The organism is Brachybacterium sp. p3-SID957, assembly GCF_025144775.1.
GTDB lineage: Bacteria > Actinomycetota > Actinomycetes > Actinomycetales > Dermabacteraceae > Brachybacterium > Brachybacterium epidermidis.
In genome coordinates, this window is sequence record NZ_JALXKT010000010.1 from 43,555 (window position 1) to 67,265 (window position 23,711).

Genomic DNA, 23,711 nt, shown 5'->3' on the forward strand with positions numbered 1-23,711 from the left:
CCTGCGTCCTGCTCGTACCCCGTACCGGATTTGAACCGGTGTTACCGCCGTGAGAGGGCGACGTCCTGGGCCGCTAGACGAACGGGGCCCCGCTCCCTGACAGAGAGCAAGTGCAGCCCGAAGGGCTGCACTTCGTACCCCGTACCGGATTTGAACCGGTGTTACCGCCGTGAGAGGGCGGCGTCCTGGGCCGCTAGACGAACGGGGCGCGGACGGAACGACCGAAGTCGATCAGCGCTGGGGTACCTGGACTCGAACCAAGAACAACTGAACCAGAATCAGCCGTGTTGCCAATTACACCATACCCCATGGTCAGAGCACGTTTTCGCGCCTTCCTCGCGGTCCGGATCTCCTGGGGAGGAGCTCCTTCGTGCGAGTGGTTCACGGAAGCGTACCGGGAGACGACTCTAGCGAATCTCCGCCCTCAAGACAAAGCCAGAGGCCCGTTCTGCGGTGTGAGGCTGCGCACCCGGGCCTGATCAGCCCGCCAGACGGTCCCGCAGCGACCGCAGCCGGGCCAGGCTGGAGGGCTTGCCCAGCAGCTCCATCGACTCGAACAGGGGCGGTGAGATGCGCCGGCCGGAGATCGCGCTGCGCAGCGGACCGAAGGCCAGGCGGGGCTTGATACCCATGTCCTCCACGATGGCGCCTCGCAGCACCTCCTCCAGGGTCGACGCGGCGAAGGAGTCCTCGGGCACCGCCTCGACCTCGGCGATGGCGCGCTCCAGCACCGCGACGGGGTCCTCCCCGATCTTCTTCAGGGCCTCGTCCTGGACCTCCAGCTGGGCGTCGTCGACGAACAGGAAGCGCAGCAGGTCTGGTGCCTCACCCAGCAGGTTCATGCGGGTGTGCACCAGCGGGGTGGCGGCCGACAGCAGCGCACGCTGCTGCTCGGTGATGCTCTCGCCCAGCACGCCGGCCTGCTGCAGGTACGGGATCATCCGCTCGGTGAGCTCGGCCTCGGGCAGCAGGCGCACATGGTCCGCGTTGATGGCGGTGGCCTTCTTGATGTCCACGCGCGCGGGGTTGGGGTTGACGTCGGTGGCGTCGAAGCGCTCCACCAGCTGCTCGCGGCTGAACACGTCCTGGTCGGCGCTGTAGCCCCAGCCCAGCAGGGCCAGGTAGTTGACCATGCCCTCGGGCAGGAAGCCCTGCTCGCGGTACAGGAATAGGTTCGACTCCGGGTCGCGCTTGGAGAGCTTCTTGTTGCCCTCCCCCATCACGTACGGCAGGTGCCCGAACTCGGGGATGCGCTCGGCCACCCCGATGTCCATCAGGGCCCGGTACAGGGCGATCTGGCGGGGCGTGGAGGAGAGGATGTCCTCACCGCGCAGCACATGGGTGACGCGCATCAGCGCGTCGTCGACGGGGTTCACCAGGGTGTACAGCGGCTGCCCGTTGGCGCGCACCACCACGAAGTCGGGAACGGTGCCGGCCTTGAAGGTGATCTCCCCGCGCACCATGTCGGTGAAGGAGATGTCCGCGTCGGGCATCCGCAGGCGCCAGGTGGGCTCGCGGCCCTCCGCCCGGAAGGCGGCCTTCTGCTCCTCGGTGAGCTCCCGGTCGTAGCCGTCGTACCCCAGCTGCGGATCCCGGCCGGCCGCCTCGTGGCGGGCCTTGATCTCCTCAGCGGTGGAGTAGGACTCGTAGATGTGCCCGGCTGCCTTGAGCTTCGCGATCACGTCCTGGTAGATCTCCCCGCGCTGGGACTGGCGGTAGGGGCCATGGGGGCCTCCCACCTCGACGCCCTCGTCCCAGTCGATGCCCAGCCAGCGCATGGCGTCCAGCAGCTGGTGGTAGGACTCCTCGCTGTCGCGGGCGGCGTCGGTGTCCTCGATCCGGAAGATCAGCGTGCCGCCGTGATGGCGGGCGTGCGCCCAGTTGAACAGCGCGGTGCGCACCATCCCCACGTGCGGGGTCCCCGTGGGGCTGGGGCAGAAGCGCACCCGCACCTCCGAGGGGGCCGACGAGGTCGGGGTGAGGGTGTCCGGGGTGTCGCTCACGCGAGGATGCTCCTTGGTCGAGACAGGTAGTTCGGTGTCGAAGGGCGGCGGGCGCTCAGCGCCGCACCACGGGGTTGGTGAGAGTGCCGATGCCCTCGATGGTCACGTCCATGCTGGACCCGGCGTCGACGGCGCGCACCCCGGCGGGCGTGCCGGTGAGGATCACGTCGCCCGGGAGGAGGGTCATCACCTGGGAGACCTCGGAGACGATCTGCTCGATCGAGCGGATCATGTCGGCCGTGCTGCCGGTCTGGGCGGGCTCGCCGTCCACGCTCGAGGCGATGGAGAGGGAGGAGGTGTCCAGGTCCGTCTCGATCCAGGGACCGATGGGGCAGGAGGTGTCGAAGGCCTTCGCGCGCAGCCACTGGTTCTCCTCCCGCTGGGCATCCCGAGCGGTGAGATCATTGGCGCAGGTGAAGCCCAGGATCGCGGAGCGCACCTGATCGGGCTCGAGCTCCTTGGACATCCGCTTGATGACCACGGCGAGCTCCGCCTCCAGGCTCACCTCCCGACTGTAGGCGGGCAGCACCACAGGCTCGCCGGGGCCGATCACGGCGGTGTTGGGCTTGAGGAAGAACAGCGCCTGCTCGGGCACCTCGTTGCCCAGCTCAGCGGCGTGCTCGGCGTAGTTGCGGCCCACGCACACCACCTTCGAGCGGGGGATCACGGGAGCCAGCAGCCGGACCTCGTCCAGCGGGAGGATGGTGCCGGTGGGGCGGATCTCGGTGTACAGCGGGTCCCCGGTGATGCCGTAGACCATCTCGCGACCGTCCTTGGCCTGGACGATGCCGTACATCGGGTCGTCACCGGTGGTGAATCGGGCGATGCGCATGCCCGCCAGTCTAGGTGCACCTGCGTCGGGGCCTGCGACGCGCGGCCGCCACCATCCCGCATCCCTCCCGGGCCGGGCCGATATCCGCTATTGTTGAACTATCAACCATGTGCCGCTGGGCGGCAGGACGGAGCATCGTGAGCACCCCCCAGAACGCAGCAGCCATCGATCCGACAGCAGCAGCCATCGATCCGACCGAGGTCACCTTCGGCCTGGACACCTTCGGCGACATCACCCATGACCTCGCTGGCGAGTCCCTCGCCCCCGCGCAGGTGATCCGGAACGTCCTGGCCGAGGGCGCCCTGGCCGATCAGGTCGGCATCGACCACTTCTCCGTCGGTGAGCACCACCGCCCCGACTACGCCATCAGCTCCCCGGACACGGTGCTGGCGGCCCTGGCCACGCGCACCGAGCGCATCACCCTGGGCACCGCGGTGACCGTGCTCAGCTCCGACGACCCGATCCGGGTGTTCGAGCGCTTCTCGACCCTCGACGCGATCTCCCGGGGCCGCACCGAGATCACCATCGGCCGCGGGTCCTTCACCGAGTCGTTCCCCCTGTTCGGCTACGCGCTGCAGGACTACGAGACCCTGTTCGAGGAGAAGATCGACCTGCTCAGCAAAGTCCTGCCGCAGGAGCCCTTCAGCTGGTCCGGCACCACCCGCCCGCCGCTGAAGGACCAGTCCGTGCACCCCCGGGCCGAACGCACCATTCCCACCTGGGTGGCCGTCGGCGGCAGCCCCAACTCCGTGATCCGCGCGGCCCGCTACGGCTTCCCGCTGATGCTGGCCATCATCGGCGGGCAGGCCGAGCGCTTCGCCCCCTACGTCCAGCTGTTCCACGAGGCCAATGACAAGCTCGGCAATCCCGCCCTGCCCGTCGGCGTGCACTCCCCCGGTCATATCGCCGAGGACGACGACACCGCACGCGAGCAGCTGCGCGACGCATGGCTCGCCAACCGCAACCAGCTGGGCCGCGAGCGCGGATGGGGCCCGGCGGGTCCCGGCGAGTTCGACTCGGAGGTGGAGCAGGGCGCCCTGTACGTGGGCTCGGTGGAGACCGTGGCCAAGAAGATCGCCCATACCGTGCGTGCGCTAGGGGTGGACCGCTTCGACCTCAAGTACGCCAATGGCACCGTGGCCCATGAGCACCTGATGCAGTCGATCGAGCTGTACGGCACTCAGGTGATCCCGCGGGTGCGCGACCTGCTGGCCTGACGCACCGGCCGGGCTCCGCCCGGCCCCGGGGGTCACGTCTCCCGAGGCCGCGGCCTTGGAGACCGGCATCACCGGCGCCTGGGGAGCGAGGTCTGGACCGCCACCTTCGGGGCGGTGCGATCATGGACCGCACCGCCCCGTCACGCCTCGAGTGCACGTACGGGAGACCGAGAGGGGAACGATGGCCGACGCGAGAGCACGCACCCAGGACCGGGGGCGTGAACTGCACCGACCACCACCGGCATCGAGGTGCGGGGGTACTGGATCCGTCGCTGGATCCCGTGGGATCAGATCGCGATGATCGAGTCCAGTTCCCACTGGTACTGGCGCAGGGCCACCTGCATCCACACCCACCACACCCTCTCGGGCAACGGCGAGCGCATCACCGCCGCCGTCACGGCCTACCAGTACATCTTCTGGCGCAGCGAGCCGTACGACGCCCGGGCCCGCGATCCGCGCGAACACCTCGTGCCCACCCGGGCGGCGATGGACGCGCACCGCAGGTACCTGAGCGGCGAGTTCTCCGCTGCCGCTGCCGACGCTCGAGAAGGAGCCTGGTGACGATACCGCCGATCCGTGCGCCCGAGCGGGTGCTCACCGCTGAGCAGGCCCGGCAGGCGCGCGCGCTCCACGAGGAGCGGGCCGACGCCCTCACCGCCGGTCACCGGGAGCGGCGCGCACGAGGGGAGAAGCACCCGGTGGAGGACTTCCTGTTCTCCTACTACCCCTTCTCCGCAGCCCGGCTGCGTCGCTGGCACCCGGGGTGGCGCACGGCCTACGACCCTGCCGCCGATTTCGACCCTGCGGGGCACGGGATCGGCGGTGACGTGCAGGAGGCCGGTTCGCGCACCTGGTACGTGGACGTTCCCGCGACAACGCCCCTGCGCCGGGCGGATGTGGGCCGGTACCTCGCCGAGCGCTCCGATGCGCTCCGCTTCATGGTGCGCCTGCTGTCGGCCTCCTCCATGGCGCGGCGCTCCCCGCAGTTCGGCTGCTTCGGCCTGCACGAATGGGCGATGGTGCACGGGCTCCGGCCCGGTCAGCAGCGTCACGAGACCCTCCCGCTGCGCCTGAGCGAGGCCGAGACGGACGCCGTGGTGGAAGGCGAGCGCCTGGTGTGCTCGCACATCGATGCGTTCCGCTTCTTCACCCCCTCGGCCGCTCCTCGCAACGCCACCCAGCCCACCCGGGCCACGCAGATGGCCAATGACAATCCTGCGTGCATGCACGTGCGGATGGACCTGTACAAGTGGGCCATGAAGCTCTCACCCCTGGTGTCGAGCAGCCTGGCGCTGGACTGCTTCGAGCATGCCCGCCAGACCCGCGTGTTGGACATGGAGGCGAGCCCTTATGACGTTCGGCCCCTGGGGTACGGGATGGTCCCGATCGAGACGCCGGCGGGTAAGGCGGAGTACGTACGACGGCAGCGCGCCCTGGCCGACAGAGCCGAGCAGCTCCGCGGGCGGATCCTGGGTGAGCTCGAGGGATTGCCGGTCGACGCTCCCTGACCGGTGAGAGGCCTGCACCTGAGCGGATGGCTGCACCTGAGAGACTGGACCCATGGCTTTGCTGACGCCCTTCCTGCCCGGTGACCACTCCTCCCCTGTCGCTGCGGACGACGAGGCCGCGCAGGACCGGATCGTCGAGGGCTTCATCGCCTCCCAGCAGGCCATCGGCCGCAGCCTCTACCCGCACCAGGAGGAGGCGCTGCTGGCGATCGCCGCCGGGGATCATGTGATCGCGGCGACCCCCACCGGCTCGGGCAAGACCACCATCGCCTACTGCGCGATCTTCGCGGCCATGGCCCGGGGCCAGCGCTCCTACTACACCGCCCCCATCAAGGCGCTGGTGAGCGAGAAGTTCTTCGACCTGGTCTCCCAGTTCGGCGCCGAGAACGTGGGCATGATGACCGGGGACAGCTCGGTCAACCACGACGCCCCGATCATCGTGTGCACCGCGGAGATCTTCGCCAACCACGCCCTGCGCGACGGCCCCACCTCCGATGTGGGCCTGGCCGTGATGGACGAGTTCCACTTCTACGGGGACCCCCAGCGCGGCTGGGCCTGGCAGGTGCCGCTGGTGGAGCTGCCCGGCTGCCAGTTCGTGCTGATGAGCGCCACCCTGGGTGATGTCTCCTTCTTCGAGGAGGACCTCGAGCAGCGCACGGGGCGTCCGGTCACCACCATCGACGACGCGCCCCGCCCGGTGCCGCTGGACTTCCGCTGGTCGCTCGAGCCGCTGCCGGACACCATTGCCACCATCGTCGAGGACCGCGACGCGCCGGTCTATATCGTGCACTTCACCCAGAAGGAGGCGCTCGAGCAGGCGCAGGCCCTCAAGGGCCAGAAGATCCTCACCGCCGCGGAGAAGGAGCAGGTGCGGGAGATCATCGGCGACTTCCGCTTCGCCAAGGGCTTCGGGCGGGTGCTGTCCGGCCTGGTGCGTGAGGGGATCGGCGTGCACCACGCCGGGATGCTCCCCAAGTACCGGCGTCTGGTGGAGAAGCTGGCCCAGTCCGGGCTGCTGAAGATCATCTGCGGCACCGACACCCTGGGGGTGGGCATCAACGTACCCATCCGCACCGTGCTGCTGACAGGGCTGGCGAAGTACGACGGGCGCCGCACGCGCCTGCTGAACGCCAGGGAGTTCCACCAGATCGCCGGCCGTGCGGGCCGGGCGGGCTTCGACACCGTGGGGCACGTGGTGGTGCAGGCCCCGCCGTGGACCATCGAGTTCGAGAAGGAGCGGGCCAAGGTGCGTGCCCGCGAGGAGGCCGGCACGGCCCCCAACAGCGCCAAGAAGCGCAAGAAGGAGCCGAGGCCCAAGGTCCCCGACGGAGCGGTGACGTGGTCCGAGCAGAACCTCACCAAGCTGATGGAGAACCCGCCCGAGCAGCTGCGCCCCCACCTTCGGATCACCGCCTCCATGGTGCTGGCGATGATCGCCCGGCCCGGGGACGCGATCGCTGCCGGCCGCCACTTGATCATGACCAGCCACCAGACCCGCACCCAGAAGCTGGCGCTGGTCAAGCAGGCGGTCGACATCTTCCGCGGGCTGCGCGACGCCGACATCATCGAGATCCTGGACCAGCCCGACCACCTGGGTCGTCGCATCGCCCTGGTGGAGGACCTTCAGCTGGACTTCACCATGAACCAGCCGCTGGCCCCGTTCGCGATCGCCATGATCGACTCCCTGGACGAGGAGTCGGACACGGTCACCCTGGACACCGTCTCGATCATCGAGGCGATCCTCGAGGACCCTATGCAGATCCTGCTGGCACAGCAGAACGCCGCCAAGAGCGAGCTGCTGGCGGAGCTGAAGGCCGACGGCGTCGAGTACACCGAGCGGATGGCCCAGCTGGACGAGGTCACCTGGCCCAGGCCCCTGGCAGAGGACCTCGAGGCCGCCCTGGAGATCTACCGGGGAAAGCACCCCTGGGTGCGGGCCGGTGACCTCTCCCCCAAGTCGATCGTGCGCGAGATCTACGAGACCGGGCAGACCTTCAGCGAGTTCGTGCAGCGCTACAGCCTGGCCCGCAGCGAAGGCATCGTGCTGCGCTACCTCTCCGACGCCTACCAGGCGATGCGCCGCACCATCCCGCAGGATCTGCGCACCGCGCAGCTCGAGGACATGATCGAGTGGCTCGGGGTGCTGGTGCGCGGCATCGACTCCTCGCTGCTGGACGAGTGGGAGGCCCTCACCCATCCCGAGGACGCCGCCGACGGTGCCGAGGAGATCCGCCCCTCGACCCCGCGCGGCCTCTCCGCCCAGACCAAGGTGCTGCGCACCATGGTGCGCTCGGCCATGTGGCAGCGCGTGGAGCACTTCGCCTTCGAACGCGAGGCACGCCTGGCGGAGCTGGACGGCGCCTCGGGCTGGGACCGGAAAGCCTGGGCCGAGGCGATGGACGACTACTACGACACCTACGACCACGTCGGCATCGACGGCCCGGCCCGCTCACCGCAGCTGCTGCAGATCACCGAGGAGTCCAAGGTGTGGCGGATCCGCCAGGTGCTGGACGATCCGGACCACAACCGCGACTGGGGCATCGAGGCCGAGCTGGACCTGGAGGCGACCGACGAGGCCGGCGAGCCGGTGCTGGCGATCACCCACGTGGGCGAGCTGGGCGGGCACTGACGCCGGTATCGGCTCCCCGCGCGCTCCCCGCTCAGCGCACGGGAAGGGTACGGTCGACGGATGGACCACGACCGGCGTCACGACCTCGTCCTGTTCGGTGCCAGCGGCTTCATCGGCCGTCTGATCGCCCAGCACCTGGCCGACCAGGCTCCCCCCGGGCTGCGCATCGCCCTGGCGGGCCGCACCGTCTCCCGCCTGGAGGAGGTGCGGGACCAGCACGGCCGCCCCGAGTGGGATCTGCTCACCGCTGACAGCAGCGACCAGGCCGCGCTGGCGGACCTGGCCACATCGACCCGGGTGGTGCTGAGCACCGTCGGCCCGTACCACCGCCACGGCCTGCCGCTGGTGCTCGAGTGCGCCCGCGCCGGCACCGACTACGTGGACCTGACCGGGGAGGTCGCCTTCGTGCGCGCGTCGATCGACCGCGCCCATGACGAGGCGGTGCGCACCGGGGCCCGCATCGTCCACTCCTGCGGCTTCGACTCGGTCCCCTCCGATCTGGCCGTCCACCTCCTGCACGGCGCCGCCACCGCAGACGGAGCGGGCGGGCTGGGCGACACCACCCTGCTGGTGACACGGCTGCGCGGCGGGCTCAGCGGAGGCACCGTGGACTCGATGCGCGAGCAGCTCTCCCTGGTCCGCTCCGACCGGGAGGCGGCGCAGCTGGCCGCCGATCCCTACGCGCTCGCACCGGACCGTGCCGCCGAGCCGCGCCTGCCCGGGCAAGAGGACTCCACAGGCGTCTTCGTCGAGGCGGGCTCCGGCCGGTGGACGGCCCCGTTCGTCATGGCCTCCTACAACACCCGCATCGTGCGCCGCAGCCACGCGCTGCTGCGCGAGCACGGGGACACACCGGCGGGGTACGGCGCGGCGTTCCGGTACCGCGAGATGGTCGACACCGGGCGTGGGCGGAGGGGACGTCGGCGTGCACAGGCGCTCCGCACCGGACTCGCGGCGCTGTGGCTGGGCCTGAGCACACCGGGCCTGTCGCGGATCGTCGATGCCCTGCTGCCGAAGCCCGGCGAGGGCCCCTCCCCCGAAAAGCGCGCCTCCGGCCTGTTCGAGGTGCAGGCCCGGACCACCGCCCAGGACGGGCAGGGGTACCTGGCCACCGTGGGCGCCCAGGGTGACCCCGGGTACGCCGCCACCTGCGTGATGATCGGACAGTGCGCGCTCGCCCTGGCCGTGGAGCCCGAGCGCTGCCGCCCCGGCGGGGGCGTGCTGACACCGGCCGTGGCCCTGGGCGATGTGCTCGTCGAGCGGCTGCGGGCGCAGGGTTTCCGGTTGCGCGTGGACCCCCTCTAGGCGCCGGTCTCCTGCGGCTCCCGGCGGGGCAGCACCTTGCGCATGATGTCGGTCGAGGTGACCACGCCGAGGAACTCCTCCCCGTCCATGACCGCCGCGAGCTGCTCGTTCTCTCCCCGGATCATGGTCAGCGCGGCCAGCACCGGGGTGTCCCCTTGGAGCCGGAAGGCGGGGCGAGCCAGTTCGGCGACGGGACGGGCCGAATCTTCCAGCAGGGTGTCACGCACGTGGATCACACCGGGGCCGTCGGCATCCAGGTCCCGCACCAGGATCCGCTTGTGACCGGTGCGGGCCGAGGCCGCCTGGAGATCGGCGACGGTGGCATCGCGATCCACGGCGGTGGCGCGGTCGGCCGGGTCGATCAACCCGCACAACGGGGCGTCGGCCAGGTCCAGCACCTCGGAGATCTGGTCGCGGAACTCCTGCTCCAGCACGCCCTGCTCCCCGGAGTGCTCCACCAGCTGCCGGATGGTCTCCGCGTCGTGACCGCCCACGGCGGCGCGGTCCATGGGCTCGAAGCCGCTGGCCGCCACCAGGCGGTTGGCCACCGCGTTGACGAAGGTGAGCAGGGGCCGCACCCCGGCGATGAACACCCGGGAGGGGATCGCGATGACCTTTGCGGCGGTCTCCGGGGCAGCGATGGCCCAGGACTTCGGAGCCATCTCCCCCACCACCAGGTGCAGGAAGGTGACCAGCAGCAGCGACAGCACGAACGAGGTGGTGCCGGCGACCTGGGAGGGCAGCCCGGTCGCCTCCAGGAGCGGGCCCAGCGCCGCATCCACGCCCGGCTTGGTGATGGCGCCCAGCGCGAAGGTGCACAGGGTGATGCCCAGCTGCGCGCCGGCCAGCATGATGGTCAGCTCGTGCATGCCCTTCAGTGCGGCCCGCGCTGAGGCGCTGTGGCCGGTCTCCTCCTCGAGGCGGTGCTGACGGGCACCGAGCAGTGCGAACTCGATGACGACGAAGAAGGCGCTGGCGATCAGCAGCAGGATCGTCGCGACGGTGACGAAGACGGGATCAGTGCTCATCGCTTCGTCTCCTGGTCCGTCGCGCGGTCGGTGCTGTCGATGTCGCCGGCCTTCAGCTCATCGGGGTCGATCTCGTGGACCCGCAGCTCCACCCGGAGGCGGCTGGGCACATGACGGTCGGTCTCCAGCACCTCGATGTGGAGCTCGCGACGCACGGGCTGGTCGGCGACCACGTCGCTGGGCACGGCGGGCAGCTCGATGGTGAGGGTGCGGCCCTGCTCGGGGAGCTCGCCCAGCTGGGCGATCACCAGGCCGCCGACGGTCTCGTAGTCGTCCTCCGGCAGGGGGTGGCCGATCAGGCGGATCAGCTCGTCGGCGTGGACGTCGCCGTCCATCTCCCAGGAGTCCTCCGGGCCGGTGGAGGCGGTGACCTCGTCGGTCTCGGCATCGTGCTCGTCGTGCAGCTCACCGATCAGCTCCTCGGCGAGGTCCTCCTCGGTGAGGATGCCGGAGAAGGTGCCGAACTCGTCGATCACGCAGGCGATCTCCTGGCCGACCTCGCTGAGGGCCTCCAGCACATCGGGCAGCGGCATCCGCTCGGGGACGATGAGGGGCTCGCGCATGGCCGCGGTGACCGACTCGTGGTCGCCGTGGCCGGCGGTCAGCAGGTCGGTCATCAGCACCACGCCCACCGGCTCGTCCTCGTCGGAGACCACGGGGTAGCGGCTGTGGGCGCCGGCCATCAGGGTGCGGATCTCACCGATGGTGGTCTCGGTGTCCACGGTGCTGACCTTGGCGCGGGGAACCATGGCGTGCTCGGCGTCCTGCTCGGGGAAGTCGATCACGCGGTCGATCACCACGGAGAGGTCCTCGGGCATGTCCCCGCTGTCGCGGGAGTCGCGCACGATCCGTTCCAGATCCTTGGCGGTCGCGGTGGAGTCCACGTCATGGACGGGCTCCATGCCCAGCAGGCGGATCAGGCCGTTGGCCGCATGGTCGAAGACGGTGATCAGCCAGCCGAACAGGGCCAGGTAGATCAGGGTGGAGCGGGAGACGGCGCGTGCCACGGGCTCCGGGGCGGCGATGGCGAGGTTCTTGGGGTACAGCTCGCCGAAGATCATCTGCGCCACGGTGGCGAGCACCAGGGCCAGCACGGTGCCCACCGCGATGCTGATGGCGGCGGGCACGCCGGCCACTCCCAGGATCGTGCCCAGGGACTCGCCCACCAGGGGCTCGGCCACATAACCCACGAGCAGGCCGGTCACGGTGATGCCCAGCTGGGCGCCGGAGAGCATGAAGGAGGTGCGCTCGGTGACCTTCACGGCGCGCTTGGCGGCCTCGTCGCCCCCGGCCGCGGCGGCCCGCAGCCGCGAGCGGTCCACCGACATGTAGGCGAACTCCTGGGCCACGAAGTAGCCGTTGGCAGCGATCAGCGCGAGGATGATCGCGACGCCCAGCAGGAGCAGGAGGATCGTGGTGCCCATCAGAGGAGGCCTCCCTCAGGGGAGCTGACGGGCACGGTACTGGCAGACGGGGGTTCATCGGGCATGAGCGCGATGGTAGACATGCCCGGTCTCGTCTCCTGACAACGCGCTGGCAACGCTCAGGCGGGCTCGTCGAGGTCGAGGTCCACCATCAGCTCGGCGGCGATGCGCTCCAGCGCCTCCCGCACCTCGCCCGGGTCGCGCCCCGCCGGCAGGGCGACCAGGGCTTCCGCCTCGAACAGCACGCCGCCGCCCTGCGGGGCATCGCTGGTCCAGGTGCGCAGGTCCTCGATGCCGGCGCCCTGGGCGGCGAGCGCCGAGGTGACCTCCCGCACCATGCCGGTGCGGTCCTGCCCCACCAGGTGCAGCCGCAGACGCTCCTGCTCCCCGGCATCGCCCGACGCGGCGGCCGCGAGGCGGGCATCGGTGACGTCGACCCGCAGGCCCACGCTCTGATGCAGGGCGCCGAGGGCACAGGTGAGGTCCTGGACCCGTTCCTCGGGCACCTCCACCAGGACCACACCGGCGAACTTGCCGGCCAGATGCGACAGGCCGCTCTCCAGCCAGTTCCCGCCATGGAGGTCGACTTGCTCGGAGAGGGCCGAGACCAGTCCTTCGCGGTCATCACCGATCGCTGTGAGCACGAGTTGAGTCATGTCGCGCAGACTATCCGAGGCCGGGCGCCGACGGGGTGATACCCGTCTTGTACAGCCCGTAGGTGTACGCATCCGAGATCGCCTCCCAGGAGGCCTCGATGAGGTTGGGGCCCACGCCCACGGTAGTGAACTCGAGGTCCGCCCCCGCGGTGCGCACCAGCACCCGGGTGGTGGCGTCGGTGCCGTGGTGGGCATCGAGGATGCGCACCTTGAAGTCCTGCAGCTCCAGCTCGTCGATCAGCGGGAAGCGGTCCCGCAGGGCCTGCCGCAGGGCGAGGTCCAGGGCGTTGACCGGACCGTTCCCCTCAGCGATCGCGACGGAGCGGCCGCCGTCGGCCCCATCGATGCCCGCCCCGCGCAGCTTCACGGTGGCCTCCGTCTCCAAGGTGCCGTCGCGCAACTGCTGGGAGGTGGCGCGCCAGGACTCCACCTCGAAGTACCGCGGCACCCGACCCATCTCCTCCAGCAGCAGGAGCTCGAAGGAGGCATCGGCCGCCTCGTAGGAGTACCCCTCCGCCTCGCGCTGCTTGACGGTGCCGGCCAGCCGCCCCAGCAGGTTCTTCTGCCCGGTGAGGTCGAAGCCCAGCTCCCGGCCCTTCAGCTCGATGGAGGCGCGCCCGGCCATGTCCGAGATGATCATCCGCATGTCGTTGCCGATGGCGCGGGGATCCATGTGCTGGTAGAGGTCCGGGTCCACCCGGATGGCACTGGCGTGCAGGCCTGCCTTGTGGGCGAAGGCGCTGGCCCCGACGTAGGGCGCGCGGGCGCCGACGGGCATGTTGACGATCTCGCCGATGGCGTGCGCGATCCGGGTGGCCTCGGCGAGGGTCTCCCCCGGCACCAGGTCCAGCCCCATCTTCAGCTGCAGGTCCCCGAGCATGGTGAGCAGATCCGCGTTGCCGGTGCGCTCCCCGTAGCCGTTGACGCAGCCCTGCACATGGGTGATGCCCGAGCGCACTGCCATGAGGGCGTTGGCGACAGCACAGCCGGAGTCGTTGTGGGTGTGTGCGCCCAACCGTGCCCCGGCGTGCCCTGCGGCCTCCAGGCGGGCGCGCAGCTCCTCGACCACCTCGGTCACCTGGTGCGGGAGCATGCCACCGTTGGTGTCGCACAGCACCACCACGCGCGCGCCCGCCGCGAAGGCCTCGACCACCACGGAGGTGGTGTAGTCGGGATCATGGGCGAAGCCGTCGAAGAAGTGCTCGGCATCGACGAACACCTCCCGCCCCAGCCCGACCAGGTGGGCGACGGTGTCCCGCACCATCGCCAGGTTCTCCTCGCCGTCGGTGCGCAGCGCGCCGGTGACGTGGCGCAGATCGGACTTGGCGACCAGGGTCACCGTGGGGGCCTCGGAGTCGACCAGCGCTGCGACCTGCGGATCCTCCTGGACGGGCACCCCGGCCTTGCGGGTGGCGCCGAAGGCCGCGAGTCGCGCGCACCTGAGGTCGAGCTCGGTGCGGGCGCGGGCGAAGAACTCGGTGTCCCGGGGGACCGCGCCGGGCCACCCGCCCTCGATGTAGGTCACCCCCAGTTCGTCGAGATGGCGGGCCACGGCCAGCTTGTCGGCCACGGAGAGCGTGAGCCCCTCCTGCTGGGAGCCGTCACGCAGGGTGGTGTCGTAGAGGTGGAACGCGTCGATCGGATCGACCGCGGTGCGGGGGCCGGGGGTCGTCATGGCGTCCTCACACCAGCCGGGTCAGCCAGCCGTGGCGGTCGGGGACCCGGCCGTACTGGATGCCGGTCAGCTCCTCGCGCAGGGCGAGGGTGGTCTGGCCGGAGCCGCCGTCGCCGATGGTCCAGGTGCCGTCCTGGGAGCGGAACTCGCCGATCGGGGTGATCACCGCCGCGGTGCCGCAGGCGAACATCTCGGTGATCTCCCCGGCGCTGATCTGCTGGGCGACCTCGCTCATCAACAGCGTGGTCTCCACGGGCTGAAGCCCGCGGTCCTGGGCGATGCGCAGCACGGACTCACGGGTCACGCCCTCCAGGATCGACCCGGACAGGCGCGGGGTGAGGATGCGGTCGTCCCGCGTGATCGCGAAGACGTTCATGCCGGAGAGCTCATCGATCGCGGTGTGGGTCTCGGAGTCCAGGAACATCACCTCATCGGCCCCGTGGGAGACGGCCTCGTTCTTGGCCAGCAGAGAGGAGGCGTAGTTGCCGCCGCACTTGGCGGCGCCCGTGCCACCGGCGCCGGCGCGGGCGTAGGTGTCGGTCACCCACACCACGAGCGGCTGCACGCCGCGCGGGAAGTAGGCGCCGGCCGGGGAGGCGATCACGTAGTAGTCCACCGTGTGGGAGGCCCGCACCCCCAGGAACTCCTCGGAGGCGAACATGAACGGCCTTAGGTACAGGGAGGTCTCCCCCTCCGGCTGCGGCACCCAGGGCTCATCGGCGGCCACGAGGGCGCGCACGGACTCCAGGAAGTCCCGCTCGGGCAGCTCGGGCAGTGCGAGGCGGCGGGCGGAGCGCATCATGCGCCGCGCGTTCTGCTCGGGCCGGAAGGTCCACACGGAGCCGTCGGCGTGGCGGAACGCCTTCATGCCCTCGAAGATCTCCTGCCCGTAGTGCAGCACCGCCGCGGCGGGCGAGAGCTGCAGCGGCCCGAAGGGCACCAGCTCGGCGCCGGTCCAGCCCTCCTCCACGGTCCAGCGGGCGTGGGCCATGAAGTCGGTGAAGTGCTGGCCGAAGCCGGGGGCGGCGAGGATGCGGGCGCGCTCGTCGTCGGTGATGCGCCGCGCGGTGGCGGCGGGGGTGAAGGTGAGCGCGCTCATCGATGTCTCCTCGGGACGGGGTAGGGGCAGGCTAGTTCGGTCAGTGTTGGCTGATCGCGGCGACCAGGGCGTCGCCGATCTCGGCGGTGCTGCGATCCCCCAGGTCTCCACGGGCCGCCAGGTCGGCCTCGACGGCGGCCCGCACGGTCGCGGCGGCCTGCTCGTGGCCCAGGTGGTCCAGCAGCAGTGCCACGGAGGACACGGTCGCGGTGGGGTCAGCGATTCCCAGCCCGGCGATGTCGGGGGCGGAGCCGTGCACCGGCTCGAACATGGAGGGGAAGTCGCCGGTGGGGTTGATGTTCCCGCTGGCGGCCAGTCCGATGCCGCCGCCGATCGCGGCGGCGAGGTCGGTGAGGATGTCGCCGAACAGGTTGTCGGTGACGATCACGTCGAAGCAGCCCGGATCGTTGACCAGGTAGATGGTGGCGGCATCGATGTGGGCGTAGTCCACGGTGACCTCGGGGAACTCGCGGCCCACCTGGTCCACCACGCGGCTCCACAGTTTCCCGGCGTGGACCAGCACATTGTGCTTGTGGACCAGGGTGAGGCGCCGGCGGCGACGCTGGGCCTGCTCGAAGGCGTAGCGCACCACGCGCTCGACACCGACAGCGGTGTTCAGCGAGACCTCGGTGGCGACCTCCAGCCCGGTGCCGGTGCGCATGGATCCGCCGTTGCCGACGTACGGGCCCTCGGTGCCCTCGCGGACCACCAGGAAGTCCACCTCGCCGGGATCGGCCAACGGTGAGGCAACGCCGGGCACCAGGCGGGTGGGGCGCAGGTTCACGAAGTGGTCGAAGCCGAAGCGGAGCTTCAGCAGCAGCCCTCGCTCGAGGACCCCGGAGGGGACCTCGGGGTCGCCGACGGCACCCAGCAGGATCGCGTCGTGCTCGGCCAAGCGCTGCATGTCGTCCTCGGTGAGGGTCTCGCCGGTGCGGTGCCAGCGGCCGGCGCCGAGGTCGAAGTCGGTGGTCTCCACCGACACGCCGGCGGGTTCGAGAGCGGCGCGCAGGGCCCGCAGACCCTGGGGGACCACCTCCTTGCCGATGCCGTCGCCCTCGATGACGGCGAGGCGGATGTGGGTGCGCCGGGGGTCGGGGGCGCTGGGAGTGCTGGGGCTGCTCGTCATGGCTGTCTCCGGTTCAGTACGCGATGTCGACGGTATGGATGGCGCGGGCACCGATCGTCTCGCCGATCCGCTCGGCGAGCTCGCGCGGGGCGGACTGGTCGAGGTTGAGGATCACCAGGGCCTCCGCACCGGGTCCGTCCCCGGCACGGGAGACCTGCATGCCGGCGATGTTGACACCGGCCTCGCCGAGCAGCGCGCCGTACTGGCCGATCTGGCCGGGGCGGTCCTCGTAGCGGATCATCATCAGGTGGTCGCTGAGTGTCACGTCCAGGGGGTGCCCGGCGACCTCGATCAGCTTGTGGATCTGGTCCACTCCGCTGAGAGTGCCGGAGACGGAGACCACCTCGCCGTCACGCAGGGTGCCGCGCACTTGGATCTCGTTGCGGAAGCGCTCGGTGCCCTCGTGGGTCTCGAGGTTCACGGTGATCCCGCGCTCCTCGGCGAGGACGGGGGCGTTGACATAGCTGACCTGCTCGGTGACGACGCTGCGGAACACCCCGCGCAGCACCGACAGCTTCAGCGCGGTGACGTCACGGGAGGCGATCTCGCCGCGGATCACGATGTCCAGCAGCTCGGGGGCCTCCCCCGCCATCACGGTGAACAGCTGGCCCAGGCGGTCGGCGAGGGCCACGCCCGGGCGCACCAGGTCGTCGATGGCTCCCCCGGCCACGTTGACGGCGTCCGGGACCAGCTCCCCGGCCAGGGCCAGGCGCACGGACTGGGCCACGGCGGTGCCGGCCTTCTCCTGCGCCTCGGCGGTGGAGGCACCCAGGTGCGGGGTCAGGGTGACGTTGTCGAGCTCCAGCAGCTTCGCGGCGCTCGGGGAGGCCGAGGGCGGCTCCGAGGAGTACACGTCCAGCGCGGCCCCGGCGATCCGCCCACTGGTGAGAGCCTCCACCAGGGCGTGCTCGTCGATGAGACCGCCGCGGGCGGCGTTGACCACGTGCAGGGTGGGCTTGGCCATCGCCAGCTGCTCGGCGCCGATCAGACCCGTGGTCTCCGGGGTCTTGGGCATGTGCACGGTGACCACGTCGGATTCGCGCATCAGCTCGTCGAGCTCGACCACCCGGGCGCCCAGCTCGGCGGCGCGGGTGTGGTTGACGTAGGGGTCGTAGGCCAGCAGGTGCACGCCGAAGGGGGCCAGGCGCTCGGCGACCAGCTGACCGATGCGGCCGAAGCCCACCACACCCACGGTCTTGCCCAGCAGCTCGGTGCCCGTGAGGGCCTTGCGCTCCCACTTGCCCTGCTTCATCGAGGCGTCGGCGCGGCCGAGGTTGCGCAGGGAGGCCAGGATCAGCGTCACCGCGAGCTCGGCGGCCGAGACGATGTTGGAGGTGGGGGCGTTGATCACCATCACCCCGGCGGCGGTCGCGGCGGGGACGTCGACGTTGTCCAGGCCCACGCCGGCGCGGGCGACGACGCGCAGCTTCGGGGCCGCGGCGTACACCTCCGCGTCGACCAGGGTGGCGGAGCGGACAAGGAGGGCATCGGCCTCCACCACCGCGGCGAGCAGCGCGGAACGGTCGGTGCCGTCCACGCTGCGGACCTCGACGTCGGGGCCCAGGACCTCGACGGTGGCGGGCGACAGCTCCTCAGCGATGAGCACGACAGGACGCGTCACGGAATCTCCTCCGGTACGGATGGTGGTCGTCGCTCACGCCCTCGGGTGCGACGGGTTTCAAGGGACAGCGTAGTCCGGTGTCCGCCATGCGGGAACGCGAGTCAGCATGCGAGATCGGCGGCCGGTGAGTCCACTCGTGCTGCGTCGACAGCCTGATCAATCGCTGCTGCGGAACTGTCGGTGACGGGACAGGGCTCCCCCACTGCCGCTTCGATAGCCGAAGCAGCGGACCGCTCATCACTGCGAGGCATTCTGTTCACCGGGGCGAGGCGAACTGCAGCGCGCCGAGGAGTCGCTCCGCTCACCCCTCCACGCGAATCCCCGCCAGCACCTGGTGGGCGAGAACGGGCGCCTCCTCGGCGGAGACCCCGTTGACCTGCACGCGATACTCCTCCTCCCCCACGTGCACCCGTACGGCGACGACCATCCCGTCCTCGCCACCCCGGCTGACCGCGGCGGTGACCAGGTCCGCGCCGCCGATCTCCGCCCGCGCGGCGTAGAGCACGGTGTCGAGCAGGTAGGGGCTCGGGACCGGCAGGCGGAACAGGGTGATCCCGCTCTTGCGAGTGCCATCCTCGTCGACGCTGGAGATGCCGAGCTCGACCTCCTGGAGCTCACCCGACGTCGGAGGGATCGCGGCGGTGAGGCGGCCGAAGGAGATCTCCTGCCAGTCCTCGGGCACCTCGGTCGGCTCGACCAGTGGCAGCTCCTCCGCGTCGGAGATCGCGAGCGTGGGCACCGTGGCGACGACGTAGGTCATCAGCGCGTTCATCCGGCCGTCCTCGACGCCGAGATAGAAGGCGACCTCGCGCCGCAGGAACCCGTCCTCGCCCTTGCGCACGATCGGCACCACGCCGCGCACGAACGCGACCAGAGCGGCGCCCGCGCCGGGGAACGTGGTGCCCTCCGGCACCCGTGCGAGGAGGTCCCGAAGCGGTCCTCTCGCTCGAGCGACCCTGGCTCGATCCTCGTGCGCTCGTCCGCCGCGGCGGTGTCGATCTCCACGAGCCGCAGATCCTCCACCGCCGCCCAGTCGTCGAAGGTGGTGCCCGGCTCCGGGGCGGGCTCCGAGGAGACGCCTCCCCCGTCGCTTCCGGCACCCGGCGCCGGGTCCGTCCCTCCGGCCGGCTCCTCGTCCCCGCCCGGCAGCAGGGAGCATGCCCCCGCCGTCGTCACCACGCCCAGGGCCCCCAGCCCGGTCAGCGCCGTGCGTCGTGTGGTCGTGCGGGTGGTCGCGCCCGCGCTCATCCCTGGATCCCCCTGCTCGGCACGTCGGCCGAGCTTTCGTGTGTGTGTTCAGAACATCATGATGCACGAAAGCCCGCGGCGGGGGGGGGGCGGCGGGGGGGGCGCCCGCGGGGTCGGTGTGCAGGGCGGAGGCGGCGCCGGTGGCGCGTGCGAACTCGGCGATCTTCTGGGCGGAGACCGTGTGCACCGGGCCGGGCGGGTAGGTGCGGCCGGCGAAGGAGGGGTCAGGGGCAGTGGCGGTCATGGCGTCTCCCTGGATCAGGCGGGGGGGGCGGGCTCGTACAGCGCGGGAAGGGCAGGCGCTGCCTGCGTCACCCATCAGGATGCACGAGAGGCCACCCGGGGTGAACCCGAATGGCCTCTGGTGGATGCGCTCGGCCCGGTCAGCGGGTCTCGCGGTGGGCGGTCTGCTTGCCGCAGGTGGGGCAGAACTTCGAGAGCTCCAGCCGGTCCGGGGTGTTGCGGCGGTTCTTCTTGGTGATGTAGTTGCGTGCCTTGCACTCGGTGCAGGCCATGGTGATCTTGGGACGCACGTCAGAGCTCTTGCTCGCCACGGTTCGCCTCTTTCGTTCCGGGTGGCGCGCTGTGATCCCGCGCGCCGCGTGGGTTCCCGTATGCGGGATGGATCTGCACTACCGGCATGACCGGTGTGGTACCGAGGGCGGGGATCGAACCCGCGACCTCACGATTATGAGTCGTGCGCTCTGACCGTCTGAGCTACCCCGGCATGATCGACGCGACGGCCCGACCTCGTACGAGATCGGGCCGGCACATCCATCAGAGCCCTGAAAGGGAATCGAACCCTTGACCTTCTCCTTACCATGGAGATGCTCTGCCGACTGAGCTATCAGGGCAACCCGGTGGACTCTACACATTCCTTGCCGCAGCGGCAATTCACGAGCGAGCCCCGGTGCGTCGGATCACACGGACCCTCCGCAGTGGCAGGTGAGGGATTCGAACCCCCGTAGGCAATGCCAGCTGATTTACAGTCAGCTCCCTTTGGCCACTCGGGTAACCTGCCGGGCTTGCATCCGCCGTGAAGCGGACCTGGACCAGCATACCGGGGCGCGGCCGACCGTGCGAACCCGAGGCGGCCCCGGGGTGCATGAAGGTGGTCACAGTCGACGCCGTCTACAGTGGGTTGCACTGTGGAGCCGGGCGTCGTTCCCGGTGGAACCCGTGGAAGCAGAGGGAGGAGCCTCATGGCCGACTCGTCGTTCGACATCGTCAGCAAGCTCGATCGCCAGGAGATCGACAACGCCGTGAACCAGGCGATCAAGGAAGTGGGGCAGCGCTACGACTTCCGCAACACGGGCGCCTCGATCAGTCTCAGCGGCGACGAGATCGTGATGACTGCCAACGCGGAGGAGCGCGTGCTCGCCGTGCTCGACGTCCTGCAGTCCAAGCTGGTGCGCCGCGGGATCTCGCTGAAGGCCCTCGAGGTGGGCGAGCCCAAGCAGTCCGGCAAGGAGGTGCGCCTGGCCGCCGGCCTCAAGGAGGGCATCGCCTCGGACGAGGCCAAGAAGATCTCCAAGATCATCCGCGACGAGGGCCCCAAGGGCGTCAAGGCGCAGATCCAGGGTGACGAGCTGCGGGTCTCCTCCAAGAGCAGGGACGACCTGCAGGCCGTGATCGCACTGCTCAAGGGCAAGGACCTCGACGTCGCGCTGCAGTTCATCAACTACCGCTGACGTCCTCCGACTGCAACGGCAGGAGGCCCCGATCCCTGAGAAGGGGATCGGGTCCTCCTGCCCGTGCGCGAGGCGACGGCGATGCGTGGGCGGAGCCGACGCAGCCGCGCCCTGCGATCAGACCGCGTTCGAGGTGTCGTCCTGCTGATCGGCGTGACGCGTCAGCTCTTCGCTCTTGGCGTTGAGAGCCTCGACGAGACCAGCGATCGAACCGGACACGAAGCTGTTCCAGTCATCGAGGTATGCGTCGTAGTCGGGCCCGATCCAGTCGACCGAGCTCACCACCGAGGTGACGGAGTCGAAGTACTCCAGGATCTGCTCGCCGGTCCGAGTGATCTCCGAGGCGACCTCGCGCCCCTCCTCCGGGTCCATTCCCTTGAAAGCCATGATGCTCCCCTTCTGAAGATGTCGTGAGTGCTGATGCGGCGCCCCTCAACGCCCCTGCTGGTCGGTGCCTGGGGATCAGGCGGAGGCGTCGCGCTGCTCCTGAGCGTTGCGCTGGGCCCGCTCGGCGAAGTCCTGGGCCTGCTGACGGACCTGCTGCACGAGCTGCCCGATGCTGCTGTCGAAATCGGAGACGTAGCGGTCGCGGTCCTCACCGGTCCAGTCGAAATCGGTGACCCGCCCCTGGACGGTGGTGTAGGCGGCGTTGGTGTCGTCGCCGGCGCCGCGGATCTGCTCGGCCATCTGCTCGACAGCCTCCGGGGTCATGCCCTTCTTCATGGTGTTCCTCCCAGTCATGGTGTCGGGTGTGCACCCCTGAGATCGATCTCCGCCTCCGGCTTCATCGATCGATGTCCCCCGGGTGATGTCCTCAGATTAGACGGGACCGGCCCTTGAGGCGATGGGGACTAGTCCCCATGTTCCTCCCCACCCGTTCAACGGCGCATTCTCGCAGGCAGGGGACGGATTGTGCACGGCCTGCCCTTGTGGATGACGGACGCTCTGCGCCGGCGTCTCGCCCCCGGGTGCACTGCAGCGGCGCGGCACCGACGACGGGCCTCGAGCCGGCAGCGCGGCGGCTGCCACGGGCAGCATGGAGAGCCCCGCCGACAAGCACTGGTGCAGGCGTCATGACCCCTGGGAGGGGTGCCCCACGGCCGGCCGGCAACGCCGAATGCCCCACCTCCCGTAGGAGATGGGGCATTCGAGAGATCCGATGCGCCCGATGTGAGGCGCAAGGACCGGATCAGACAGCGTTCGAGGTCTCGTCCTGCTGATCGGCGTGCTTGGTGAGCTCGTCGCCCTTGTTGCGGTAGGCCTCGGAGAGGGCCTGCAGCGGGCCGGAGAGGAACGAGTTCCACTCCTCGGTGAAGGCGTCGTAGTCAGGGCCGACCCACTCCACGCCCATCACCTGCGAGGTGACGTTGTCGGTGGTGTCGTTGACGACGGTGGCAGCCTCGATGACGAGCGATGCGGTCTCGCGACCCTCGTCCGGATTCATACCCTTGAAAGCCATGGTGTTTCCCCTCTGTGACGTATGTGTGCGGTGAGTTCAGGTGCGGATCAGGAGCTGGAGGTCTCGCGCTGGTGCTGAGCGTTGGCGCGAAGCTTCTCGGCGAGCTCGGTGAGCTTCTGGACGACGGTCTTGTTGGCGGTGCCAACCTGCTCCTCGAACTCCGGCACGTAGCGATCGCGGTCCTCACCGGTCCAGTCCAGGTCGGTGACGTAGCCCAGGCGACCGGAGTAGATGGTCTCCATGTTCTCGATCAGCGAGTCGACCTGGCCGGCGAGCTGGTCGACGGCCTCCGGATTCATGCCCTTCTTCATGGTGTTCCCCTTTTCTCGGTGATTCCGTGGCATCAGCTCGGGGGTGACCTCCGCAGCTCCGTGCCGCTTCCTCGATCGTTCCCGTTGTGATGCCATCACTGTACGGACATGCCCCGTCACCCGTCGATGGGGAGAACTCCCCAGGCACCTCTCCCCTCCCCCTACCGGGGCGCCCCGCCCGCGCCGAGGGCGGCGCCAAGCGCCATCGGTCCAGGTCACAGCCACCCCTGGGGCTCAAAGACTGTGGACCGCCCACCTCCTTGTCAGAGGCGGACTATCCACAATCGTCGTCTGCAGCGCGGTTCCCGACCTCGGGGCAGCCCTCCGGGTCGGCGGATGGTCAGTCCAGCACCAGGTGCACGGAGTCCTGGATCGAGCGCACCACCTCGATCTCGTCCTCCGCGTGCTCGGCACCGCAGCTTCCCACGATCTCCACCACGTCCGTGGCGACGCCGGCCCGGTCCACCACCGCATACCGTGCGGCCTGCACGACGGTGGGACGGCCCGGCTGCGTGTACCCGTACTCGCTCGCGATCCAGGTGATCTCGTCCAGGGTGATCTCCCCGGTCCCGATCTCCTCGAGCTCGGGCAGCGCCGCCTTGCGCTGCTCGAGGCCGGCCTTTGCCGCCTCCAGGCTGAAGTCCGGACCGAAACGTTGGACCGTCACCACCACGTTGGCGCGGAACCTGCCCTCGACACGGGGCTGTGCGACCGCCATCTGGACGCCGGGGACGGTGAGGGTCTCCCACTCATCGGGGACGTCGAGGCGGATCTGCGGCGGACCCGGGAAATCTGCGCTCGGGAACAGGATGGTCTTGGACATGAACTGGCTCCGATTTCTCCCACCGATGACGCCGTCAACATATCAGTACGGCGAGG

At 70.0% G+C, this 23,711-nt stretch carries 22 protein-coding genes and 6 tRNA genes; 6 read left to right on the forward strand and 22 right to left on the reverse strand.

Annotation, left to right across the window (positions count from 1 at the left end):
* Nucleotides 1-15: 15 nt before the first annotated feature.
* From M3B01_RS03735 to M3B01_RS03755, 5 genes are all read right to left on the reverse strand, one after another.
* Nucleotides 16-88 (reverse strand) — tRNA-Glu (locus tag M3B01_RS03735).
* A 47-nt stretch (nt 89-135) separates the two neighbouring features.
* Nucleotides 136-208, reverse strand: a tRNA-Glu gene (locus M3B01_RS03740).
* Nucleotides 209-237: 29 nt separating this feature from the next.
* Nucleotides 238-309 (reverse strand) — tRNA-Gln (locus M3B01_RS03745).
* Nucleotides 310-479: 170 nt separating this feature from the next.
* Entirely contained in the window at nt 480-1,904 is a 1,425-nt protein-coding gene (gene gltX / locus M3B01_RS03750) for a glutamate--tRNA ligase (RefSeq protein WP_228018725.1), read from the reverse strand.
* A 154-nt stretch (nt 1,905-2,058) separates the two neighbouring features.
* Nucleotides 2,059-2,835, reverse strand: a complete 777-nt coding sequence (locus tag M3B01_RS03755) for a fumarylacetoacetate hydrolase family protein (protein WP_259789529.1) — start codon at nt 2,833-2,835, stop codon at nt 2,059-2,061.
* A gap of 137 nt (nt 2,836-2,972) precedes the next feature.
* On the opposite strand from M3B01_RS03755, the gene M3B01_RS03760 reads away from it, so the two are divergent.
* From M3B01_RS03760 to M3B01_RS03780, 5 genes are all read left to right on the forward strand, one after another.
* On the forward strand, nt 2,973-4,052 hold the full coding sequence (locus tag M3B01_RS03760; RefSeq protein ID WP_259789531.1) for an LLM class flavin-dependent oxidoreductase: 1,080 nt from the start codon (nt 2,973-2,975) through the stop codon (nt 4,050-4,052).
* A 297-nt stretch (nt 4,053-4,349) separates the two neighbouring features.
* Entirely contained in the window at nt 4,350-4,613 is a 264-nt protein-coding gene (locus M3B01_RS03765; RefSeq protein WP_259789532.1) for a hypothetical protein, read from the forward strand.
* The gene (locus M3B01_RS03770; protein ID WP_259789533.1) at nt 4,610-5,560 is read left to right on the forward strand and encodes a 3-methyladenine DNA glycosylase; all 951 of its coding nucleotides are present in this window, start codon (nt 4,610-4,612) and stop codon (nt 5,558-5,560) included. The genes M3B01_RS03765 and M3B01_RS03770 overlap by 4 nt, the downstream gene beginning before the upstream one ends.
* Nucleotides 5,561-5,612: 52 nt before the next feature.
* The gene (locus tag M3B01_RS03775; RefSeq protein ID WP_259789535.1) at nt 5,613-8,189 is read left to right on the forward strand and encodes an RNA helicase; all 2,577 of its coding nucleotides are present in this window, start codon (nt 5,613-5,615) and stop codon (nt 8,187-8,189) included.
* A gap of 60 nt (nt 8,190-8,249) precedes the next feature.
* A complete protein-coding gene (locus M3B01_RS03780; protein ID WP_259789537.1) occupies nt 8,250-9,494 on the forward strand; it encodes a trans-acting enoyl reductase family protein in 1,245 nt (414 codons plus the stop codon).
* Here the strand turns inward: M3B01_RS03780 and M3B01_RS03785 are convergent.
* The 12 genes from M3B01_RS03785 to M3B01_RS03840 form a co-directional block, all read right to left on the reverse strand.
* Nucleotides 9,491-10,522, reverse strand: coding sequence for a CNNM domain-containing protein (locus M3B01_RS03785; protein WP_193864844.1), 1,032 nt, complete (start codon nt 10,520-10,522; stop codon nt 9,491-9,493). The two genes, M3B01_RS03780 and M3B01_RS03785, sit on opposite strands and share 4 nt — an antisense overlap.
* Complete coding sequence (locus tag M3B01_RS03790; RefSeq protein WP_259789539.1) at nt 10,519-11,946, reverse strand: hemolysin family protein; 1,428 nt, start codon at nt 11,944-11,946, stop codon at nt 10,519-10,521. Before M3B01_RS03790 ends, M3B01_RS03785 begins: the two co-directional genes overlap by 4 nt.
* A gap of 119 nt (nt 11,947-12,065) precedes the next feature.
* Entirely contained in the window at nt 12,066-12,602 is a 537-nt protein-coding gene (locus M3B01_RS03795; RefSeq protein ID WP_259789541.1) for a glycine cleavage system protein R, read from the reverse strand.
* Between the two features lie 10 nt (nt 12,603-12,612).
* Nucleotides 12,613-14,277, reverse strand: a complete 1,665-nt coding sequence (gene cimA / locus M3B01_RS03800) for a citramalate synthase (protein ID WP_259789543.1) — start codon at nt 14,275-14,277, stop codon at nt 12,613-12,615.
* A 7-nt stretch (nt 14,278-14,284) separates the two neighbouring features.
* Nucleotides 14,285-15,376 carry a branched-chain amino acid aminotransferase gene (locus tag M3B01_RS03805; RefSeq protein ID WP_259789544.1) on the reverse strand — a complete coding sequence of 364 codons (1,092 nt, stop codon included), beginning with the start codon at nt 15,374-15,376 and terminating at the stop codon, nt 14,285-14,287.
* A gap of 40 nt (nt 15,377-15,416) precedes the next feature.
* Nucleotides 15,417-16,502, reverse strand: coding sequence for a 3-isopropylmalate dehydrogenase (locus M3B01_RS03810; RefSeq protein ID WP_259789545.1), 1,086 nt, complete (start codon nt 16,500-16,502; stop codon nt 15,417-15,419).
* A 13-nt stretch (nt 16,503-16,515) separates the two neighbouring features.
* Nucleotides 16,516-18,123: a phosphoglycerate dehydrogenase gene (gene serA, locus M3B01_RS03815; RefSeq protein ID WP_259789546.1), complete on the reverse strand. Its 1,608-nt coding sequence runs from the start codon at nt 18,121-18,123 to the stop codon at nt 16,516-16,518.
* Nucleotides 18,124-18,424: 301 nt separating this feature from the next.
* Nucleotides 18,425-19,036, reverse strand: coding sequence for a hypothetical protein (locus tag M3B01_RS03820; RefSeq protein WP_259789548.1), 612 nt, complete (start codon nt 19,034-19,036; stop codon nt 18,425-18,427).
* 718 nt (nt 19,037-19,754) lie between these two features.
* Nucleotides 19,755-19,925 carry a 50S ribosomal protein L33 gene (rpmG, locus tag M3B01_RS03825; RefSeq protein WP_017823818.1) on the reverse strand — a complete coding sequence of 57 codons (171 nt, stop codon included), beginning with the start codon at nt 19,923-19,925 and terminating at the stop codon, nt 19,755-19,757.
* A gap of 96 nt (nt 19,926-20,021) precedes the next feature.
* Nucleotides 20,022-20,098, reverse strand: a tRNA-Met gene (locus M3B01_RS03830).
* A 54-nt stretch (nt 20,099-20,152) separates the two neighbouring features.
* Nucleotides 20,153-20,225, reverse strand: a tRNA-Thr gene (locus tag M3B01_RS03835).
* Between the two features lie 85 nt (nt 20,226-20,310).
* Nucleotides 20,311-20,392, reverse strand: a tRNA-Tyr gene (locus tag M3B01_RS03840).
* Between the two features lie 181 nt (nt 20,393-20,573).
* Here M3B01_RS03840 and M3B01_RS03845 point away from each other — a divergent pair.
* Nucleotides 20,574-21,062 carry a YajQ family cyclic di-GMP-binding protein gene (locus M3B01_RS03845; protein WP_259789549.1) on the forward strand — a complete coding sequence of 163 codons (489 nt, stop codon included), beginning with the start codon at nt 20,574-20,576 and terminating at the stop codon, nt 21,060-21,062.
* A gap of 117 nt (nt 21,063-21,179) precedes the next feature.
* Here the strand turns inward: M3B01_RS03845 and M3B01_RS03850 are convergent, their stop codons facing one another.
* From M3B01_RS03850 to M3B01_RS03870, 5 genes are all read right to left on the reverse strand, one after another.
* Complete coding sequence (locus M3B01_RS03850) at nt 21,180-21,449, reverse strand: hypothetical protein (protein ID WP_228018457.1); 270 nt, start codon at nt 21,447-21,449, stop codon at nt 21,180-21,182.
* Between the two features lie 75 nt (nt 21,450-21,524).
* On the reverse strand, nt 21,525-21,803 hold the full coding sequence (locus M3B01_RS03855) for a hypothetical protein (protein WP_228018455.1): 279 nt from the start codon (nt 21,801-21,803) through the stop codon (nt 21,525-21,527).
* A 448-nt stretch (nt 21,804-22,251) separates the two neighbouring features.
* Entirely contained in the window at nt 22,252-22,521 is a 270-nt protein-coding gene (locus M3B01_RS03860) for a WXG100 family type VII secretion target (RefSeq protein ID WP_259789550.1), read from the reverse strand.
* Nucleotides 22,522-22,568: 47 nt separating this feature from the next.
* Nucleotides 22,569-22,832 (reverse strand): WXG100 family type VII secretion target, encoded by a 264-nt coding sequence (locus tag M3B01_RS03865; protein ID WP_193864618.1) that lies wholly within the window; start codon nt 22,830-22,832, stop codon nt 22,569-22,571.
* Between the two features lie 340 nt (nt 22,833-23,172).
* Entirely contained in the window at nt 23,173-23,655 is a 483-nt protein-coding gene (locus tag M3B01_RS03870; RefSeq protein ID WP_259789551.1) for a hypothetical protein, read from the reverse strand.
* Nucleotides 23,656-23,711 lie beyond the last annotated feature (56 nt).

What these genes read in the sequence shown, in the direction of transcription:
- M3B01_RS03855 (WP_228018455.1), bottom strand. Translation starts at nt 21,803, where the DNA reads ATGACTGGGAGGAACACCATGAAGAAGGGCATGACCCCGGAGGCTGTC.
- M3B01_RS03790 (WP_259789539.1), bottom strand. Translation starts at nt 11,946, where the DNA reads ATGGGCACCACGATCCTCCTGCTCCTGCTGGGCGTCGCGATCATCCTC.
- M3B01_RS03860 (WP_259789550.1), bottom strand. Translation starts at nt 22,521, where the DNA reads ATGGCTTTCAAGGGTATGAATCCGGACGAGGGTCGCGAGACCGCATCG.
- M3B01_RS03755 (WP_259789529.1), bottom strand. Translation starts at nt 2,835, where the DNA reads ATGCGCATCGCCCGATTCACCACCGGTGACGACCCGATGTACGGCATC.
- M3B01_RS03780 (WP_259789537.1), top strand. Translation starts at nt 8,250, where the DNA reads ATGGACCACGACCGGCGTCACGACCTCGTCCTGTTCGGTGCCAGCGGC.
- M3B01_RS03795 (WP_259789541.1), bottom strand. Translation starts at nt 12,602, where the DNA reads ATGACTCAACTCGTGCTCACAGCGATCGGTGATGACCGCGAAGGACTG.
- cimA (WP_259789543.1), bottom strand. Translation starts at nt 14,277, where the DNA reads ATGACGACCCCCGGCCCCCGCACCGCGGTCGATCCGATCGACGCGTTC.
- M3B01_RS03850 (WP_228018457.1), bottom strand. Translation starts at nt 21,449, where the DNA reads ATGGCTTTCAAGGGAATGGACCCGGAGGAGGGGCGCGAGGTCGCCTCG.
- M3B01_RS03845 (WP_259789549.1), top strand. Translation starts at nt 20,574, where the DNA reads ATGGCCGACTCGTCGTTCGACATCGTCAGCAAGCTCGATCGCCAGGAG.
- M3B01_RS03870 (WP_259789551.1), bottom strand. Translation starts at nt 23,655, where the DNA reads ATGTCCAAGACCATCCTGTTCCCGAGCGCAGATTTCCCGGGTCCGCCG.
- M3B01_RS03775 (WP_259789535.1), top strand. Translation starts at nt 5,613, where the DNA reads ATGGCTTTGCTGACGCCCTTCCTGCCCGGTGACCACTCCTCCCCTGTC.
- M3B01_RS03785 (WP_193864844.1), bottom strand. Translation starts at nt 10,522, where the DNA reads ATGAGCACTGATCCCGTCTTCGTCACCGTCGCGACGATCCTGCTGCTG.
- gltX (WP_228018725.1), bottom strand. Translation starts at nt 1,904, where the DNA reads ATGGTGCGCACCGCGCTGTTCAACTGGGCGCACGCCCGCCATCACGGC.
- M3B01_RS03765 (WP_259789532.1), top strand. Translation starts at nt 4,350, where the DNA reads ATGATCGAGTCCAGTTCCCACTGGTACTGGCGCAGGGCCACCTGCATC.
- M3B01_RS03805 (WP_259789544.1), bottom strand. Translation starts at nt 15,376, where the DNA reads ATGAGCGCGCTCACCTTCACCCCCGCCGCCACCGCGCGGCGCATCACC.
- M3B01_RS03865 (WP_193864618.1), bottom strand. Translation starts at nt 22,832, where the DNA reads ATGAAGAAGGGCATGAATCCGGAGGCCGTCGACCAGCTCGCCGGCCAG.
- M3B01_RS03810 (WP_259789545.1), bottom strand. Translation starts at nt 16,502, where the DNA reads ATGACGAGCAGCCCCAGCACTCCCAGCGCCCCCGACCCCCGGCGCACC.